The organism is Streptomyces sp. NPDC002884 (assembly GCF_040295245.1).
In the GTDB taxonomy this organism is placed as follows: Bacteria; Actinomycetota; Actinomycetes; order Streptomycetales; family Streptomycetaceae; genus Streptomyces.
In genome coordinates, this window is the sequence record NZ_JBEOVB010000012.1 from 103,484 (window position 1) to 118,790 (window position 15,307).

Annotated in this window: 13 protein-coding genes; 7 read left to right on the forward strand and 6 right to left on the reverse strand. The window is 70.1% G+C overall.

Annotated features, from left to right (window positions below):
• Nucleotides 1–28: 28 nt before the first annotated feature.
• From ABT070_RS24140 to ABT070_RS24150, 3 genes are all read right to left on the reverse strand, one after another.
• The gene (locus tag ABT070_RS24140; protein WP_351763911.1) at nucleotides 29–2,695 is read right to left on the reverse strand and encodes a DUF7824 domain-containing protein; all 2,667 of its coding nucleotides are present in this window, start codon (nucleotides 2,693–2,695) and stop codon (nucleotides 29–31) included.
• Nucleotides 2,696–2,982: 287 nt separating this feature from the next.
• Nucleotides 2,983–4,347 (reverse strand): glutamate decarboxylase, encoded by a 1,365-nt coding sequence (gene gad, locus ABT070_RS24145; RefSeq protein WP_351763912.1) that lies wholly within the window; start codon nucleotides 4,345–4,347, stop codon nucleotides 2,983–2,985.
• 209 nt (nucleotides 4,348–4,556) lie between these two features.
• Nucleotides 4,557–4,991 carry a DUF7144 family membrane protein gene (locus ABT070_RS24150; RefSeq protein ID WP_351763913.1) on the reverse strand — a complete coding sequence of 145 codons (435 nt, stop codon included), beginning with the start codon at nucleotides 4,989–4,991 and terminating at the stop codon, nucleotides 4,557–4,559.
• Nucleotides 4,992–5,380: 389 nt separating this feature from the next.
• On the opposite strand from ABT070_RS24150, the gene ABT070_RS24155 reads away from it, so the two are divergent.
• Genes ABT070_RS24155 through ABT070_RS24165 form a run of 3 tightly spaced genes read left to right on the forward strand, consistent with a single transcriptional unit; the run spans nucleotide 5,381 to nucleotide 8,322 of the window.
• On the forward strand, nucleotides 5,381–5,764 hold the full coding sequence (locus ABT070_RS24155; RefSeq protein ID WP_351763914.1) for a hypothetical protein: 384 nt from the start codon (nucleotides 5,381–5,383) through the stop codon (nucleotides 5,762–5,764).
• Nucleotides 5,765–5,767: 3 nt separating this feature from the next.
• Complete coding sequence (locus tag ABT070_RS24160; RefSeq protein WP_351763915.1) at nucleotides 5,768–6,661, forward strand: oxygenase MpaB family protein; 894 nt, start codon at nucleotides 5,768–5,770, stop codon at nucleotides 6,659–6,661.
• Nucleotides 6,658–8,322, forward strand: a complete 1,665-nt coding sequence (locus tag ABT070_RS24165) for an aldehyde dehydrogenase family protein (protein ID WP_351763916.1) — start codon at nucleotides 6,658–6,660, stop codon at nucleotides 8,320–8,322. Before ABT070_RS24160 ends, ABT070_RS24165 begins: the two co-directional genes overlap by 4 nt.
• Nucleotides 8,323–8,337: 15 nt before the next feature.
• Here ABT070_RS24165 and ABT070_RS24170 read toward each other — a convergent pair whose 3' ends face one another.
• Complete coding sequence (locus tag ABT070_RS24170) at nucleotides 8,338–8,964, reverse strand: TetR/AcrR family transcriptional regulator (protein WP_351763917.1); 627 nt, start codon at nucleotides 8,962–8,964, stop codon at nucleotides 8,338–8,340.
• A 133-nt stretch (nucleotides 8,965–9,097) separates the two neighbouring features.
• On the opposite strand from ABT070_RS24170, the gene ABT070_RS24175 reads away from it, so the two are divergent.
• From ABT070_RS24175 to ABT070_RS24185, 3 genes are all read left to right on the forward strand, one after another.
• Nucleotides 9,098–10,237 (forward strand): acyl-CoA dehydrogenase family protein, encoded by a 1,140-nt coding sequence (locus ABT070_RS24175; protein WP_351763918.1) that lies wholly within the window; start codon nucleotides 9,098–9,100, stop codon nucleotides 10,235–10,237.
• 231 nt (nucleotides 10,238–10,468) lie between these two features.
• The gene (locus ABT070_RS24180) at nucleotides 10,469–11,176 is read left to right on the forward strand and encodes a hypothetical protein (protein ID WP_351763919.1); all 708 of its coding nucleotides are present in this window, start codon (nucleotides 10,469–10,471) and stop codon (nucleotides 11,174–11,176) included.
• A 209-nt stretch (nucleotides 11,177–11,385) separates the two neighbouring features.
• Entirely contained in the window at nucleotides 11,386–12,321 is a 936-nt protein-coding gene (locus tag ABT070_RS24185) for a hypothetical protein (RefSeq protein ID WP_351763920.1), read from the forward strand.
• A gap of 226 nt (nucleotides 12,322–12,547) precedes the next feature.
• On the opposite strand, the gene ABT070_RS24190 is transcribed toward ABT070_RS24185, so the two are convergent.
• A complete protein-coding gene (locus tag ABT070_RS24190; RefSeq protein ID WP_351763921.1) occupies nucleotides 12,548–12,970 on the reverse strand; it encodes a hypothetical protein in 423 nt (140 codons plus the stop codon).
• A 178-nt stretch (nucleotides 12,971–13,148) separates the two neighbouring features.
• Here ABT070_RS24190 and ABT070_RS24195 point away from each other — a divergent pair, with 178 nt between their 5' ends.
• The gene (locus tag ABT070_RS24195) at nucleotides 13,149–13,571 is read left to right on the forward strand and encodes a hypothetical protein (RefSeq protein WP_351763922.1); all 423 of its coding nucleotides are present in this window, start codon (nucleotides 13,149–13,151) and stop codon (nucleotides 13,569–13,571) included.
• A 390-nt stretch (nucleotides 13,572–13,961) separates the two neighbouring features.
• Here ABT070_RS24195 and ABT070_RS24200 read toward each other — a convergent pair whose 3' ends face one another.
• Nucleotides 13,962–15,020, reverse strand: a complete 1,059-nt coding sequence (locus ABT070_RS24200) for a type III polyketide synthase (RefSeq protein ID WP_351763923.1) — start codon at nucleotides 15,018–15,020, stop codon at nucleotides 13,962–13,964.
• Between the last annotated feature and the right edge of the window lie 287 nt (nucleotides 15,021–15,307).

Sequence of the window (15,307 nt, forward strand, 5' to 3'; positions counted from 1 at the left end):
TTCCCCCCTGCCTGAGGGCAGGCACGAGTCAGCGCAGCGCGTCGCGCAGCAGCCTGGCGTTGCTCACCGCCCGGCTCGACCCCCTGCGTTCGGCCAGCGCCGTGACCTCGGCGATCTCGCCCTCGGCGCCGCAGCGCGACACGCACTCCACGGCGAGTGCGAGCAGTTCGCCCACGCCCCGGGCCGGTGTGCCGCGCAGCAGGCCGGGCAGCGCGGCTTCGAGTACAGACCACACGGTGGCGTAGGCGCCTGTCTCCGCGGCGGTCCTCAATGAGTCGCTCGCCCGGTTCGCGTCGGGCCATCCGTCGTTCAGCAGCGCCTCCAACTGCCGCCCGAGCAGCGCCCCGTCCAGCTGCCGCCGCGCGGCCAGTACCAGCACGGCATCCACCACCGCGTCGGTGTCCGTTCGCCAGATCAGCCCGAAGGCCAGTGCCAGGTGCACCGAGTAGCCCGCCGGGCCGCCGGACTCCGCGACGAGCGGCAGGACACGGGGCCACCCCTTCTGCGACATGCGCGGCTCGAAGTAGTCGCGCGCCATCATCTCCTCGCGGTGATGCGGCACTTGGGCCACCCAGAAGGGCTGGATCGGGTCGGCCAGGCCGTTGTTGCCGACGTACGGCCCGACCAGGGCCGCGGCGGTCGCCGGGAGCGGGGGGTCGACGACCGCTCCGGGGCGGGCGGGTGTCCACCACCCCTGCGAAGCGGGTTTCGGCGGCTTGCAATGCGGCCAGCCCTTCGGCTCCGAGTCCTGGTGCGGCAGACCGCCCTCGCGCAGCCAGCGCGCCAGCCGCTGTCCGGCGTCGGAGGTGAGCGCGTCGGCCGCGCGCAGCACCTGCCGGTCCGCTGTCGGAGTGACGCGCAGCAGGGCCTGGGCCAGGTCGACCGGCGCGGGAGTGACCCCGAGCTCGTCGAGCGCGGAGATCCGCTCCACCAGTACGGCGGCGTCCAGCGCGCCGGTGGCGAGGGTCGGGACGGCCAGCAGGAACGGCTGCGTGCCGGCCTCGATGACGTCCATCGCCTCGGTCAGACGTGTCGCGAGCAGGGAGCCGGCCAGGGAGTGGTGGCTGCTCGGACGGGTCCGGCAGACGTGGACGGCCCGGTGCATCTGGACGGCCCGTCGCCTCGGCTCGTCGCCCCGCACCGAGCGCGCCACGTCGTAGAGGTCGGCCTGCACCCAGTCGAATGTCTCCTTGGGTTCCCGGCGCACGACGGGCTTCAGTGCCTGGGCCAGTGCGGTCCGGTCCAGGTGGGAGTGGCGGACCAGTCCGTCCAGGGCGCGCTCGAACGCCACCACGTCCCGGTCGTCGGCGACGACCGCCGCGACCTCCTGGGCGACCTCGGCGGCCGTCGCGGCGGGCCCCGGCACCGGGCTGGACTCGGGCACGTGGGGCAGCACGTCCGCGTACGGCTCGGTGGTGGTGTCCCGCGGTGCGCCGAGCAACTCGGCCGCGCGCGGGGCGAGTCCGGCGCTGAGCCGTTCGGCGGCGGTCCGCAGCTTCGGCAGCACCGAGTCCCCGGCGGTCTTGAGATGGCGGGCGACCACGGTGAGCGCGCGCTCCTGCACCGCCATGTCCCGGTGGTCGAAGGCCGTGGCGATGTCGACCAGCAGCCGGTCGGCGCGTGCGGGGTCCCGCCGGACCGCGCGGTCGAGCCAGTCCAGTTGGGCGCGAACGAGCTTCTTCTCGGGGCGGAGCAGGACCCGTTCGCATGCTTCGGTGAGTATGTCGGGTTCCAGCAGTCCCGCTTCGTCCAGCCCTGTCAGGACCTCCTGGGCGTGGTCCGCCACCGGCAGGGTGCGGTCGAGCAGTGCCAGACAGTCCCTCGCCCCCGTTGCGTTCTCGGCCGGTGTGGGGGCCAGGGCGCGAAGGAACGCCAGGAACGGCGCGGTCTCCGTGCGCGTGCCGTCCTCGACCAGACGCCCGAGAAGGTGGTCGACCAGCGCGGCACGCTCGCGGGCCACCCGGGCGTGTTCGGTCGGCGTGAGCGCGAGCGCCTCCAGCAGGACCACCGCCCGGGTCCCCCACGGCGGATCGCTGACCATGTCCGCGAAGACGTTGTCGATCAGCTCGTCACGGTCGGCGAGCCCTTCGGCAGTGAGGCTGATGAGCCCGTCCAGCAGCCAACGCTCCCGGGCGAAGACGAAGCGCCCCGGTCGCGCCACGGCCACCGGGAGGAGCTGCGCGGTGAAGTCGTCCGCGAGCAGCCGCTCCAGGAGGTCGGCGCCCGGTGCTCCGCCCAGCATCCGCGCGGGTCGCTCTCGGTTGTCGGCGCGGTCGGTCAGCCAGGCCAGGACGAACTCGTGGGAGGTCGGCACCGGGCAGCCGGTGTCGCGGACCAGGTGTTCGATGATTTTGAACAGCGTGTCCGGAGCCGTCGCCCGTGCGTCGAGCCGCGCGACCAGCTCGGTCCGCCATGCCACGGGGTACAGGTTCAGAACGTCCACCGTCCAGGTGTCCACCTCGAAGTGCCGGTACGTCGAAAGCCAGGCGGCCGCGGCCTCGGGGGTGACCTGGCACCCCAGTTCCGCCGCGAACAGGGCGGCCTTCGCCTCCACGGTGTTCTCCCGCCGGGCGATCGCCTCACGGTGGGCCGTCAACCCGGCGGCGCACGCCCCGCGCTGAGTTGTCGTCAGCACACCCAGTTCCCGGACCACTCCGCCGACGTCGCCGGCCTCCACAAGCTCGACCAGCTTCATCGTGCCGCCCCCGTCGTCGGTCTCTCAGCCATGGAGCGGACCGTACAGTGCACGTCTGACAGTGGGAGTCGCTTTTCTGGGGGCCTCGGAATCCGGTTCCTGGGGGCTTCGGAAACCGGTTCCTGAGGGGATCTCAGCAGCCGGCTTCTGAGGGGGACCTCAGCAGCCGGCGCCGCGACCGCCGTCGACGCGAACCCGAACTCCCCGGAGCACCTCCTGGGAGGGCTCGGCCAATTGGCCGTCTTGACCGGACACGAGCAGCACGGGTGTCACGAGCAGCACGGGTGTCAGTAGCCGGTGCCGCGCTTGACCTGGGTCCGTTCGACCCCGTGGGTCGCACCCTTGTCGTCCAGCGTGCGGCACGCGTCCGCGATGTCCTGGCTCAGGCGATCGATCTGCTCGCGGCTCAGTGTCTCCTTGACCAGGGCGCGCAGGATCTTCACCCGTTCCGCGTTGGGCGGGAGCGTGTACGCCGGCACCATCCAGCCCCGCTCGGCCGAGAGTTGCCAGGCGATGTCGGACTCGTCGTAGGCGTGTTTGCCCGCGAGACGGAAGGCGACCAGCGGCAGCTGTTCGAGGTCGCTGCCGATGACTTCGAAGCGGCCGGTGCCGCGCAGGTTGTCCGCCAGCGCACGGGCGTTCTCCTGCATCATTTTCATGACGTAGGTGTAGCCCTGACGGCCGAGCCTCACGAAGTTGTAGTACTGGGCGAGCACCATCGACGCGCCGGTGGAGAAGTTCAGTGTGAATGTCGCGTCGGTCTTGCCCAGGTAGTTCTCGTAGAAGACCAGGTCCTTGGCCAGGTCGGACTCCTCGCGGAAGATCAGCCATCCGATACCGGGGTAGACCAGGCCGTACTTGTGTCCCGAGACGTTGATCGAACGGACCTGCTCGAGCCGGAAGTCCCATTTCGAGTCCGGGTAGAGGAAGGGCCATACGAATGCGCCGCTGGCGCCGTCGACGTGGATGGGGATGTCGAGGTCCCGCTCTTTGCGGACGTCCCGCAGGAGCTTGTCGATCCCGACGACATCGTCCTTGTGGCCGGTGAACGTGGTCCCGAGGACGGCGACGACGCCGATCGTGTTCTCGTCGAGATGGGGCTCCACGTCCTGCGGGCCGATCGTGTACTTGCCCTCGGCGAGCGGCACGATCCGCGGCTCGACGTCGAAGTAGCGGCAGAACTTCTCCCACACGACGTGGACGTCTCCGCCGAAGATCAGGTTGGGCCGGTCGATCGACAGGCCGGCCGCCTGGCGGCGTTCGCGCCACTTCCACTTCAGCGACAGCGCGCCGAGCATGATCGCCTCGGACGAGCCCTGGGTCCGGCAGCCGGCCGTCTTGCCCGGCGCGTGGAAGAGGTCGGCGAGCATACGCACGCAACGCTGCTCGATCTCGGCGGAGATGGGGTACTCCGCGTGGTCGATGAAGTTGCGGTGGAGGTTCTCGGCGATCAGCCGTTGCGCCTCGGGCTCCATCCAGGTGGTGACGAACGTGGCGAGGTTGCGCTGCGGGTCGCCCTCCATGGCGAGGTCCACGTCCACGAGCCTCATTGCGTCCGTCGCGGCCATGCCCTCTTCGGGGAAGGTCTCCGAGGGAGCGGGCACCGTCAGGAATCGGTTGCCGAAAAGAACCGAATCGTCATGCTTTGTCATGCAGTGATTCAAACAGCGGCGGAGTCCGCCGCGTGCGAGGGACACACCGCACCTGCCGGACACCCGCGATCAGCGGACCCGTCCGGGGAGGCTGCCGGTTCGGCTCGCGAACGGCGCCGGCGTAGGCATCGGCGTCCCCGACCCCCCACCGGTCGTCCCCCGACGCCCAGGACGGCCCCGCCCGAGTCTCGACGACCTTTGCAGGCCTGCTACACGCGCATCCCGTGGACGTGCCGCGGCTCGACCAGCAGCCCGTAGAGGACCAGCACGGACACCAACATGGTGGCCAGCGACCAGAACGGATAGACCGGAAGGAAGATCATCTGCCCGACCAGACAGAACGCCGCCAGGCAGATGCCCGTCAGTCGCGCCGCCCTGGAGCCCACGAGCACGCCGATGCCCGCCAGGGCCATCACCATGCCGATGACAACCCAGATCCAGCCCCAGGCCGTGTAGTTGAGGATGAGCAGACGGTTGCCGTCGGAGTAGGCGGTCGAGTAGTAGCCGTGATTGAAGATCGCCACGAATCCGTTGAGCAGGTTGAAGAGAGCGCTCACCATCAGCAGGATCCCCGCGAAGGCGACCCAGTGCGAGCGCTCCATCGGGGGAACGGCGCCGTCCGGCGGAGAGACACGTTGCTGCATGGGATCCATGAGACGCAGCACCACGGCAGGCCGCAATCGGTAGGACCCTTTCGTGTCGGCGACGCCCTGGTGACGGCCGTGCGCCGGGCCGGGCGGATGGTCGATGTCCTCTCGAAGGCAGCGGCCCTGACACGCACCCGAAGCATCACCACTGAGTACGCGGATCTGTGCGGGTGCAATCAACTCTCCCTGTCTCCAACCGAGTTGACGGTCCGAGGTGCACGGTACGCCAGCCGCTGCACCTCCGCCCCTCCATCGTGTCCGGAGTATTGACGTGCCCCGTGAAACAAGTCAATAGTTTTTGTATCTTCGACTCTCTCGACGGCACCCCCCGACGGCACCCTCCGACGCAGGACCCCGGCGTTTACCTCTATAGGTAAGGAAAACCAATGAGGGACAGAGCGGCGCACACAGGCAGCCCGGGAGGAGGGCGCACGCACTGGCGGCGCAGCGCGCTCCTGTTCGTCCCCTGCACCCTGGCCGTCGCCGCTTCGGGTGTCGCGCTCGCGGAAGGGTCGATCGCCGCCTCGTTCGCCGTGCAGGGCACGGCGTTCAAGGTGTCACGCCGCTCACTGCGCGACTGGCGCAGGAGCCGTCCGTTCCGGGCCGCGGTATGGGGCGTCGCGGGCGGGATCTTCTTCCTCGTCCAGCCCGACCAGCGCATGTTCGTCTCGGTCGTCACCGCCATGGAGGCCGGCCAGGTGCTGGTCGACGCCGAGACGGTCGAGTTCTCCGGCCTGAGCGCGCACAGCCACGACCGACAGGAGGCATAGCCCATGGGCCGCTACAGCCGGCTCGAACGGATCCGCCGGATGGATCCCCGGCACGACCACGAGGAGATCTTCCGGTGGATCACCCGGTACGAGTTCCCCTGGGACTACGTCCAAGGCGTGTCCGTCGCCTTCCTGCGCGACTACGGCGTGCCCCGGATCTCACAACTGCTCGACCGCACACAGGAGTTCGAACGCGCGGGACAGAAGCGGTACGACGACACCGTGCTGATCGCCTACGAGATGGTCCACCACGGCATGGACTCGGAGCACGGGCGGGCCACCGCCCGGCACCTCAACCGCATCCACGGCCGCTACCGCATAGCGAACGAGGACTACCTGTACGTCCTGGCCACCACCGTGGTCGGGCCCAAGCGATGGATCGACCGGTACGGCTGGCGTCCGCTGTGCCGGCAGGAGACCGAAAGCCTGGCCCTGGTGGGCCGGCGCATGGGCGAGATGATGGGCATCACCGGACTCCCCGCCGACTACGCCGGCTTCGAACAGCTCCACGACGCCTACGAGAACGAGATGTTCGCGTACGACCCCGCCAACCGGCGCGTCGCCGCGGCCACTCTGCGGATCATCACCGACTGGTACCCACGGCCGCTGCGGCCGCTCGTGGCACGCTTCTCGCTGGCCGTCCTGGACGAAGCGCTGCTGACCGCGCTCGGCTTCCGCCCGCAGCCGCGCCCGATACGCGCGGCCGCCCACCGTGTCCTGCGCACCCGCGCCCTGCTGACCCGCCACCTGCCCGCGCGGCCCGGCTGGTGGCCCAGCCGGCCGAAACCCCGCAGCTATCCCTTCGGCTGGACGCTCGACGACCTCGGCCCGCACTGGGCGCACCACAGGCCGCCGGCTCCGCTCCCCGACGAGAACCCACCGATGGAGCACCGATGACACACACCGCCGAGAGCGCCGACCGGCCCGCCGGACCCACCGATACCGCCGGGCGTACGGATCCCGAGAGCACGGCAGACGCCGCCGTCCGGCAGACCACCACCGCCGGGCATACGGATTCCGGGAACACCGCAGACGCCGCCGTCCGGCAGACCGTTACCGCCCAGCAGGACACTCCCCCGCCGGACACCTTCGACTCCCGCTCCCCCGCCACCGGCGAGACGCTCGCCGCCCACCCGGTCCACGGGCCGCTGGACGTCGACCGCGCCGTGCGGCGGGCGCGGACGGCCGGGGCCCGCTGGGCGGCTCTCCCCGCGGCCGAGCGGCGTGGGCATCTGCTGCGCTGGAAGCGGGAGTTGGCGTCGTCCCTGGACACCGTGGCGGGAACCGTTGCGGCGGAGACGGGCAAACCGCTTCAGGACGCCGAACTGGAACTGTTGCTCACCCTGGAGCACCTTTCCTGGGCGGCCCGCAACGCCGGGCGCGTGCTGCGTCGGCGCCGGGTGCGCACCGGGGCGGTGGCGATGCACCAGGCGGCGACCGTGGTCCACCGTCCGCTCGGCGTCGTCGGGGTGATCGGCCCCTGGAACTACCCCGTGTACACGCCGATGGGATCCATCGGCTACGCCCTGGCGGCCGGCAACGCCGTGGTGTTCAAGCCCTCCGAGTACACCCCCGGCACTGGGGTGCTGCTCGCCGAGCTGTTCGACGCGGCCGTGCCCGACTGCGCGGGGCTGTTCACCGTCGTCACCGGGGCCGGGGCGACCGGCGAGGCGCTGGCCCGCTCAGGCGTCGACAAGATCGCCTTCACCGGCTCTCCGGGGACCGCGCGCAAGGTGATGGCGGTGTGCGCCGAGTCGCTGACGCCGTTCCTGGCGGAGTGCGGCGGGAAGGACGCGGTCATCGTGACGGCGGACGCGGACCTGGATGCCGCGGCCGACGCGATCGTGTGGGGCGCGATGGGCAACGCCGGTCAGACCTGCGCGGGCGTGGAACGGGTGTATGCCGTACGGCAGGTGCACGCCGCGCTGTGCGAGAAGGTGGTGGAGCGGGCCGGCACCCTGCGTCCGGGGGCCGGCCCGGACGCCTCCTACGGGCCGATGACGATGCCGGGCCAGACGGCGGTGGTGCGTCAGCATGTCCACGACGCGCTGGCGGCGGGGGCGGGCGCGGCGTTCGGCGGCGCGGAATCGGTGCCCGCGTCCGGGAACTTCGTGACGCCGGTGGTCCTGGTCGACGTACCGGAGGACTCGCCCGCCATGACCGAGGAGACCTTCGGGCCGACGGTCGCGGTGAACGCCGTGGCGGACGAGGAGGAGGCCGTCCGCCGGGCGAACGCGTCGCGCTACGCGCTGGGCGCCGCGGTGTTCTGCGGCAGGGGCCGCGCCGGTGCCGCGCTGGCCGCACGCTTGCGCGCGGGCGCGGTCTCCGTCAACTCCGTGCTGGGCTTCGCCGCCGTACCGGCCCTGCCGTTCGGCGGGTCCGGCGACTCCGGCTTCGGCCGGATCCACGGGGCGGACGGACTGCGGGCCTTCACCGCCCCGCAGTCGGTGACCGTCCGGCGTTTCGCTCCGCCGCTCGATCTGACGTCCTTCGCGACCCCGGCCGCGACGAAGGCCAGGGCCGTCGCGCTGATGCGGTGGCTGCACACCCGGCGCTGACCGGGCGGGGCACGGTCAGGCGTCGAGGAGCGGCGCGAGGTATCTGCGGGCGAAGGCGCGGGCCTGTTCCTCGTCGTCCAGTTCGATGCAGCCGGCCGGGTTGAGGAGGAAGGAGACCGCGACACGCACCATCAGCTCCGCCACCGGCCGGGGGTCGGTCCCGGGGCGGCCCTCGGTGTGCTGGGCTCGCCGCAGATGCGCGGTCAGGTAGTCGGTGGTGGCGGCGAGGGAGGCGCCGCCCTGCACGGTGAAGTAGGGGAGCACCACTTCGGGTTCGAGCCGCAGCAGCCCTCCGAAGAGCGGATGGGCCCTGGTGTACCGCAGGGCGACCACGAAGCCCTCGACGACCCGGTCCTCCATCGTCGGCAGCGCGGCGACGGCGGAGTCCAGCTGCTGGAAGAAGCGGCTGCCCTCGCGCAGCAGGCACGCCTCGACCAGTCCGTCCTTGCTCTGGAAGCGGCGGTACACCGTGACGCGCGAGACGCCGGCCCGTTTGGCGACGTCCTCCACCGAGGAACGGCGCAGGCCGAACGTCGTGAACTGCTCCAGGGCGGCGTCGAGGATCTGGCGCGCCAGCTTTTCCTCTGTCTCCGGCCGGGCGATGGCCCGGGCCAGCAGGGAGTCGTTCGCAGATGTCTTCATGGTGCCTTTCACGGTACCCGCACACCTATCGACAGAGACAGTGAAACATCGACCATACATCTGTATCTCATCCTATGTCCCTCGTACGTCCCTCGTACGTCCCACCACGCCATCCCTTGTGTTCGGAGGACCCATGGGCAGTCGCCTCACCCCGCAGCAGTCCGACTTCGCCGCCGTCGTACGTGAATTCGCCCAGCGCGAGTGCGGAAGTCCCGTACAGCGCGACGCACTCACCCAGGGCGGCCGGGATCCCCACAACCCCAAGATCTACGGCATGCTCGCCGACCTCGGCTGGCTCGGTGTATGTCTGCCCGAGGAGTACGGCGGCGCGGGCGGCGGCCTCGCCGACGCCTGCGTGTTCCTGGAGGAGACCTCCTACGGGCTGGTGCCCGCCGGCGGCTTCGTCACCACCGTGATCACCGCCAAGGTCTACGAGCGGTTCGGCACCGAGGACCAGCGCCGCGAGGTGCTCGGCGGCGCCGCGCGGGGACGCGTGCTGGCCGTCGCCATGTCCGAGCCCGGCGCCGGTTCCGACGTGGCCGCCCTGCGCTGCCGCGCCGAACTGCAACCTGACGGCAGTTGGCTCGTGGAGGGGCAGAAGACCTGGATCTCGAACGCCCATATCGCCGAGAGCATGCTGCTGGTGGCGCGGACGGGCGGGGACAGGCACGAGGGACTCACCATGTTCCACGTGCCCATGAGCACTGCGGGGGTGGAGGTCCGGGGCATCGAGACCATGGGCGGCCGCGAGGTCAACGACGTGTTCCTCATCGGCGTCCGGCTGCCCGCCGACGCGGTCGTCGGTGAAGTCGGCTCCAGCTGGGGCCAGTTGATGGCGGGGCTGAACCACGAGCGGCTCTTCCTGGCGGCCAACATGCTGGGCCTGGCCCGCCGCGCCTTCGACGACGCGGTCGCCTTTGTACGCGAGCGCGAGCAGTTCGGCCGGCCGGTCGGCTCCTTCCAGGCGCTGCGGCACCGCGTGGCGGACCTCGCCACGGAGATCGAGTGTGCCCGGCTCCTGGTGCGCGAAGTGGCGTCGGACTGCGACGCCCGGCCGGACCGGCTCTTCCCGCGCGAGGCGTCGATGGCCAAGCTGAAGGCCACCGAGACGGCCAAACGCGTCGCGCTGGAGTGCATGCAGATGATGGGCGGCTACGGCTACGCCACCGAGTACGGCATGGAGCGCCACCTGCGCGCCGCCGTCGTCTCCACCGTCTACGGGGGCACCAGCGAGATCCAGCGCGACATCATCGGCAAGAGCTACGGCCTCTGAGTCCACCGGGCCCCGGAAGCCGCAAGCCGACGACCGCCCCTGCCCTTTCCGGGCCGGGGCGCGTCCTCACCGATGCCGCTGGGCGGCGGCGAGTCGTGTGTCGGTGCCGACGCCTAAGGTTGCGCAGGCAGGCGATACCGAACGTGGAGCAGGGGTCTCGCAGGCCGGGTCGGCCCCTTCATCTCCTCCCTTGACCGCACCCCTTGGTCACACGAACGAGAGGTAAGTCCCATGCACGGAGTGCCGTTGACCGAGCAGGTCGTCGAGGCCGTGCGCCGCGATCCTGGAGCGAGCGCGCTCCCGCAGCTGCTGCCGTACGTGAACGTGCCCTGGGTGGAGGGCGGCGAGGCCAGACCGATGCCTGCGGAGGCGCTCGCGAGGGCAGTGTTCCCGTCGGGGCGCCCGCTGCCACCGAGCCTGCGCTCCTGGCTGGCGTACGACACCAGCCTGCTGGCGCGGTACGGATGGTTCACGCCGGACGGCGGATTCGCGCCGCGGTCGATCGACCAGGTGGTCGGGGACGAAATGGGCGACTTCTGGGCAGGGCCGTTCGCGTGGCTGTCCGGGCGCTTCCCGGAGTGCTTCGTCCTGCCCGGCGGGTCGGACTCACGACGGATCCTGGCCGTCACCGAGCCCGACGAGGAGGGCGAGTACCCGGTCCTCGCGCTCGACCTGGACGACATGCCCTACCTCGGCATCATGTACCCGGGCTTCGACGTCTACCTGGCCGACACCGCGGGCCTCCTGGAGCTGGGCGAGCGACAGACCTACACGGACCTGATCGACCACGCCGCCTACGGACCCCGGATGCGCCGCCACGCCGTGCAGTGCTTCGCGGGCGAGACCTGCGTGGAGTACCCGTTCGAGTTCGCGCCCGTGTACGAGCAGCTGTATCCAGGGCAGGGGCAGGTCGCGGGACGTGGTGGTGCCCCACGCTGACGCCGACTGCCCGGCCCCCGTTCCACCCGCTGCACGACACGGCCGGTGCGGCCCGGCCCTGCGGGCGTGTCACCTCCGTCGGCGGCGCCACCCGCCGGAACGGCGTCCGTCATCAGCAAGGCCAAGAGTTGCTCTTCGACCAAAAAAGGTAGTGCCTCCCCGACGGTGCTGCGGGCACCCTGGAGAGACGGAATCACGGGGGTGAGCCGATGAGCCATTTGGCACTGCCGCATCCTGCCCACTACACGCCGTCGATGCCACGGCAGCAGGATCAGGAATCGGTGAGCCCACGGGACGACAAGGTCCGCGTCAACCGGCACTGGCCCGACAGTCTGCTCGACGGGACCGGTCCGGCGCCCTTCTTCCTGGTCGAGACCTGGCGACCGTACGACAAGGCCGGGTACCTCGCCTCGTGCACGCCGGACACCTGCCGTCGTTGGGTCGACGCCGCCCTCGCCTACGCCACCGCCGTGGACGAAGTCAGCGTCGAGTTGACGGCAGCGCACCAGGGCGTGGAGTCCGTCCCGCGCTGGCGATACGCCGCCGCGCGCCGTGCCCTGCACGACCGGGAGAAGGTCCGTGAGCGCTACGAACAGACAGTGCGGGAGGCCGGCGAGGCCTACCAGCCGATCAGCCGGGAGATCTGGCACGCGGTGTGGGCCGAGCACGACCGGGCGGCCTTGTCGGCCCGGGAGGACGCGCAGGCCCGACGGCGGGCAACGGAGCTGGGCGAACGGCCGATCTGGGGCTGGTCGGTGGTGACGAGGAAGAAATGGAGCATCGCGTATGTCTTCCGGCACGACGTCCCCCACAGCGACGAGCGCGTGTCCGCCACCCGCCAGGGCAGGCCGTGTGTCAACCTCCTGGAACTGCGGCAGGCCCTCAGGGACCTTCATCCGAACCGGCTTCACTGGGACGACGCCGCGCTCGCCGAGACGGGATGCGAGTTGGACGGTGTGAGCTTCGGACGCTGCTGGCGGGAGCTGTTCGGCGAGGATCACAACACGTTCACGTCGCTTCCGCCGCTTCCCCCGCCGACCCGGCGCCCCACCCACCGGGGCAACCCGAGCGGCGGCAGCGCCACCGGCGGCACGGGCGGCTATGGCGGCGGACATGGCTATGGCGGCTTCGGCGGCGGGTACTGACGCAGACACCGGACCGCAGCGGCGGCAACCGTGCGCATTCGAGCGGGAGGTCACCACCGCGCACTCTCCCGGACGACCCAGGCGCGTAACGGCTTCCTGATCGCCCCCTCCGCCCGGCCGGACAGGAAAAGCCCTGGCCGCGGGCAGACCGACCTTCGCTGCGGCGAAACCCAGCAGTGCGAGCAGCGAGTGGCGAGCAGCGGGCGGCGAGCGCTGTGACGCCTGATCAAACAGAGGCGAAAAACTCCTCGGGGGCTTCGTCGAGGACGAATCCGTTGTCGAGCCTGACGCGGACCGTGACGCTGAGCATCCGTCGCTGGTAGGCGACCCACTCCTCTTCCAAGGCCCCCACCTGTTCCTCCAGTTGCTTTCTGCTCTCCGGCGGCATCTGGTGACCGAAGTCGTCGAGGAGCGACTTGAGGCGCAGATACTCACGGACCCCGTGGCTCTGCTGCCTGTGATGCTCGTCCACCCGCTCGACAGTGCCCTCGATCCCTGCCGCAAGGGCGACAGAGGCGGCGAAGGCACCCGTCTCCACCGGGGGCTCCTCGACTGAGGTCACCGACCCGGCCAACCGCAGATCCGCCGCCAGCCGCACCCGTTGGCCCACGTTCAGCATCATCGATCCTTCGTCTTCCTCGTCGGTCACCGGCAATCCGGTACATGTGGCCACGCCAGACGTACCGGAGAGGAATGGATCATCCCACTCGAGTCATGAAACACCGTCACGTCAAACTATTGTCCATATATATGCGCATGCATGCCCTCTCGTCGTCATTCCGGCGTCCGGCACGGCGGACGGGACTCTGTGGCAACTCACCGAGGCAGTGCGGCTGCTGTCGCCGTCCCGCCTTCTCCTCGTCCTGCCCGCCCACGACGAGGAGGGCTACGAGCGATTCCGCGCCGCAGCGGCGCAGGCGTTCGCGACGCGTGCCGCGTCGCTGCCCGAGGCGCAACGCGCGGCTTTCCGTCCACCGGTCCTCCCTCCGGAGCTGCCACCCCCGGTGACACCGGTGGCGGACCGGGTGCCGGCGCTGTACGGCGTCATCCATTTCACCGACGACTGGGGCGCCGCGATCCTGCGCTTCGATGCGTTGTCCGCCGACTTCACCGAGATCCTCCGAAGCAGACAACTAAACAGGCTGCGTGGGCAGTTGGACCAGCTGATTACTCATCTGGATCCGGTGAGGCCGCCGCGTCAGAAGCAGCCCGTGCCCTGTTCGGCCTCCGATCGGACACGGATCCGATGAGGGGACCGCGTATCGGATTCGGTGCCGCCTCGACAGAAGCCGGGATGTGCTGCTGAGGCCGGAGGACCGCAGGAGCGTGCGGCGAGGCGTGGGTGACGATCGTCAGGCCGGGATCGGCGGAGTCTCCAGGGCGTCGTAGTCCAAGTCCCCGACGACGCCCTGCCCCCCCACGACATGCCGTTCGCTCCGCCGCAGACCGAGACGCCCGGCGCCGCCACCGGGCCGGGCGTCTCGTCGGCGTCGTCGACCTCACGCTTCACGGGGTTGCCTGGGAGGAACTGGCCCGGGATCACGAGATCCGGCGGCGGAGCGTCTGCTCGAGATGCACCATGCGCCCACACCGGCCGAGTTGCACCAGCGGCCCGGACACGGCGACGAGGCGACGACGGGTCAGGATTCGAACTCCGAAGTCCAGGTGCCCAGGGAGATCTCCGCCGTGATGCCGGGCCCGAAGCCGGCCATCAGGCCGCGGTGACCCTCAAGGGCTGACGCTTCGTCAAACATGCGGGCCAAGGCGTCGAGTACCACCGCACTGGCTATGTTTCCGTACTCGGTGAGCGTGGCGCGGCTGAAGCGGAACGCCTCGGGCGGCACGTCCAGGAAGAGGCTCAGGTCGTCCAGGATGCGCGGGCCGCCCGCGTGGATGATGTAGAAGTCCATCTTGCTGGCGTTCCATTGGTGCTGTTCCGCGACGGCCCGCAGCGCCGGGGCGAGGGGCTCCATGGTCCCGGGTACGCGCTTGTCGAGCTGGAAGTGGAAGCCTGTGGACCGGACCGCGTAGGAGATCCAGTCCTCGGTGCTCGGGATGATGTACGAGCCGTTGCGTTCCAGGCGGACTCCGGTGCCGCCGTTGCCCCGCATCACGACCGCGGCGATTCCGTCGCCGAAAAGGCCGTTGGACAGCAGCGACCCCACGCCCAGATCGGTGGGCTGATAGCACAGCGAGCAGAACTCGCAGGCGACGACGAGGACGTTGGCGTCGGGGTACGCCGTGCAGAAGTCGTGTGCCCGGTTGATGGCTGCGCCGCCTGCTGCGCAGCCGAGTTGAGCGATCGGCAGCTGTCGTGTCTCCGGCCGGAAGCCCATCTCGCCGATGAGCCATGCGGTCGGCGGGGGCATCATGAAGCCGGTGCAGGAGACGTAGACGATCATGTCGATCTGCTGCGGCTCCAGTTCCGCGTGGTCGAGTGCCTGGCGCACCACGGCCGGAACGCGGGCCTTGGTGTGCTCCTCGTAGGTGGTGCTGCGAGCGTCGAAGCCCGGGTGCTGAAGCACCTTCTCGATCGGCTGGATCAGATGCCGCTTCTGCACCCCGGTGTGTTCGATGAGCCTGAGGATCAGATCGAGCTGCGGATGGTCGCCGTGCAACCGTTCTGCCAGCTCAAGGGTTTGCTCGTTGGTGATGACGTACTCGGGCACCTGAATTGCCGGCTTACAGAGAACCGCCATGGAATGCCTCCCGCGGACGTGGTCCACATAGCCGGGCCCTGGCCGGATGCGGGCTGTTCGTCTTCCGGCGGCAGCCACCCGGATTTGTCCGCGCGGAAACGGTGCGAACAGATCTGTGGTGGGCTCCGGCGCCGGTTTCGATACCCCTGGCACGGGCACGGTCGGGCAGATGCCGAAGACTCAGGCTCTCCCCGTTGAGGCGGAAGGTGATCCGCCACGGCTTGATCAGCCGTCCGACTCACGCTACGACGGGAGGGTGATCGTCGCATGTCGAGCGGGAAGCACAA

Coding starts and splice junctions, on each gene's coding strand:
- ABT070_RS24140 (WP_351763911.1), bottom strand. CDS start 2,695: ATGAAGCTGGTCGAGCTTGTGGAGGCCGGCGACGTCGGCGGAGTGGTC.
- gad (WP_351763912.1), bottom strand. CDS start 4,347: ATGACAAAGCATGACGATTCGGTTCTTTTCGGCAACCGATTCCTGACG.
- ABT070_RS24150 (WP_351763913.1), bottom strand. CDS start 4,991: ATGCAGCAACGTGTCTCTCCGCCGGACGGCGCCGTTCCCCCGATGGAG.
- ABT070_RS24155 (WP_351763914.1), top strand. CDS start 5,381: ATGAGGGACAGAGCGGCGCACACAGGCAGCCCGGGAGGAGGGCGCACG.
- ABT070_RS24160 (WP_351763915.1), top strand. CDS start 5,768: ATGGGCCGCTACAGCCGGCTCGAACGGATCCGCCGGATGGATCCCCGG.
- ABT070_RS24165 (WP_351763916.1), top strand. CDS start 6,658: ATGACACACACCGCCGAGAGCGCCGACCGGCCCGCCGGACCCACCGAT.
- ABT070_RS24170 (WP_351763917.1), bottom strand. CDS start 8,964: ATGAAGACATCTGCGAACGACTCCCTGCTGGCCCGGGCCATCGCCCGG.
- ABT070_RS24175 (WP_351763918.1), top strand. CDS start 9,098: ATGGGCAGTCGCCTCACCCCGCAGCAGTCCGACTTCGCCGCCGTCGTA.
- ABT070_RS24180 (WP_351763919.1), top strand. CDS start 10,469: ATGCACGGAGTGCCGTTGACCGAGCAGGTCGTCGAGGCCGTGCGCCGC.
- ABT070_RS24185 (WP_351763920.1), top strand. CDS start 11,386: ATGAGCCATTTGGCACTGCCGCATCCTGCCCACTACACGCCGTCGATG.
- ABT070_RS24200 (WP_351763923.1), bottom strand. CDS start 15,020: ATGGCGGTTCTCTGTAAGCCGGCAATTCAGGTGCCCGAGTACGTCATC.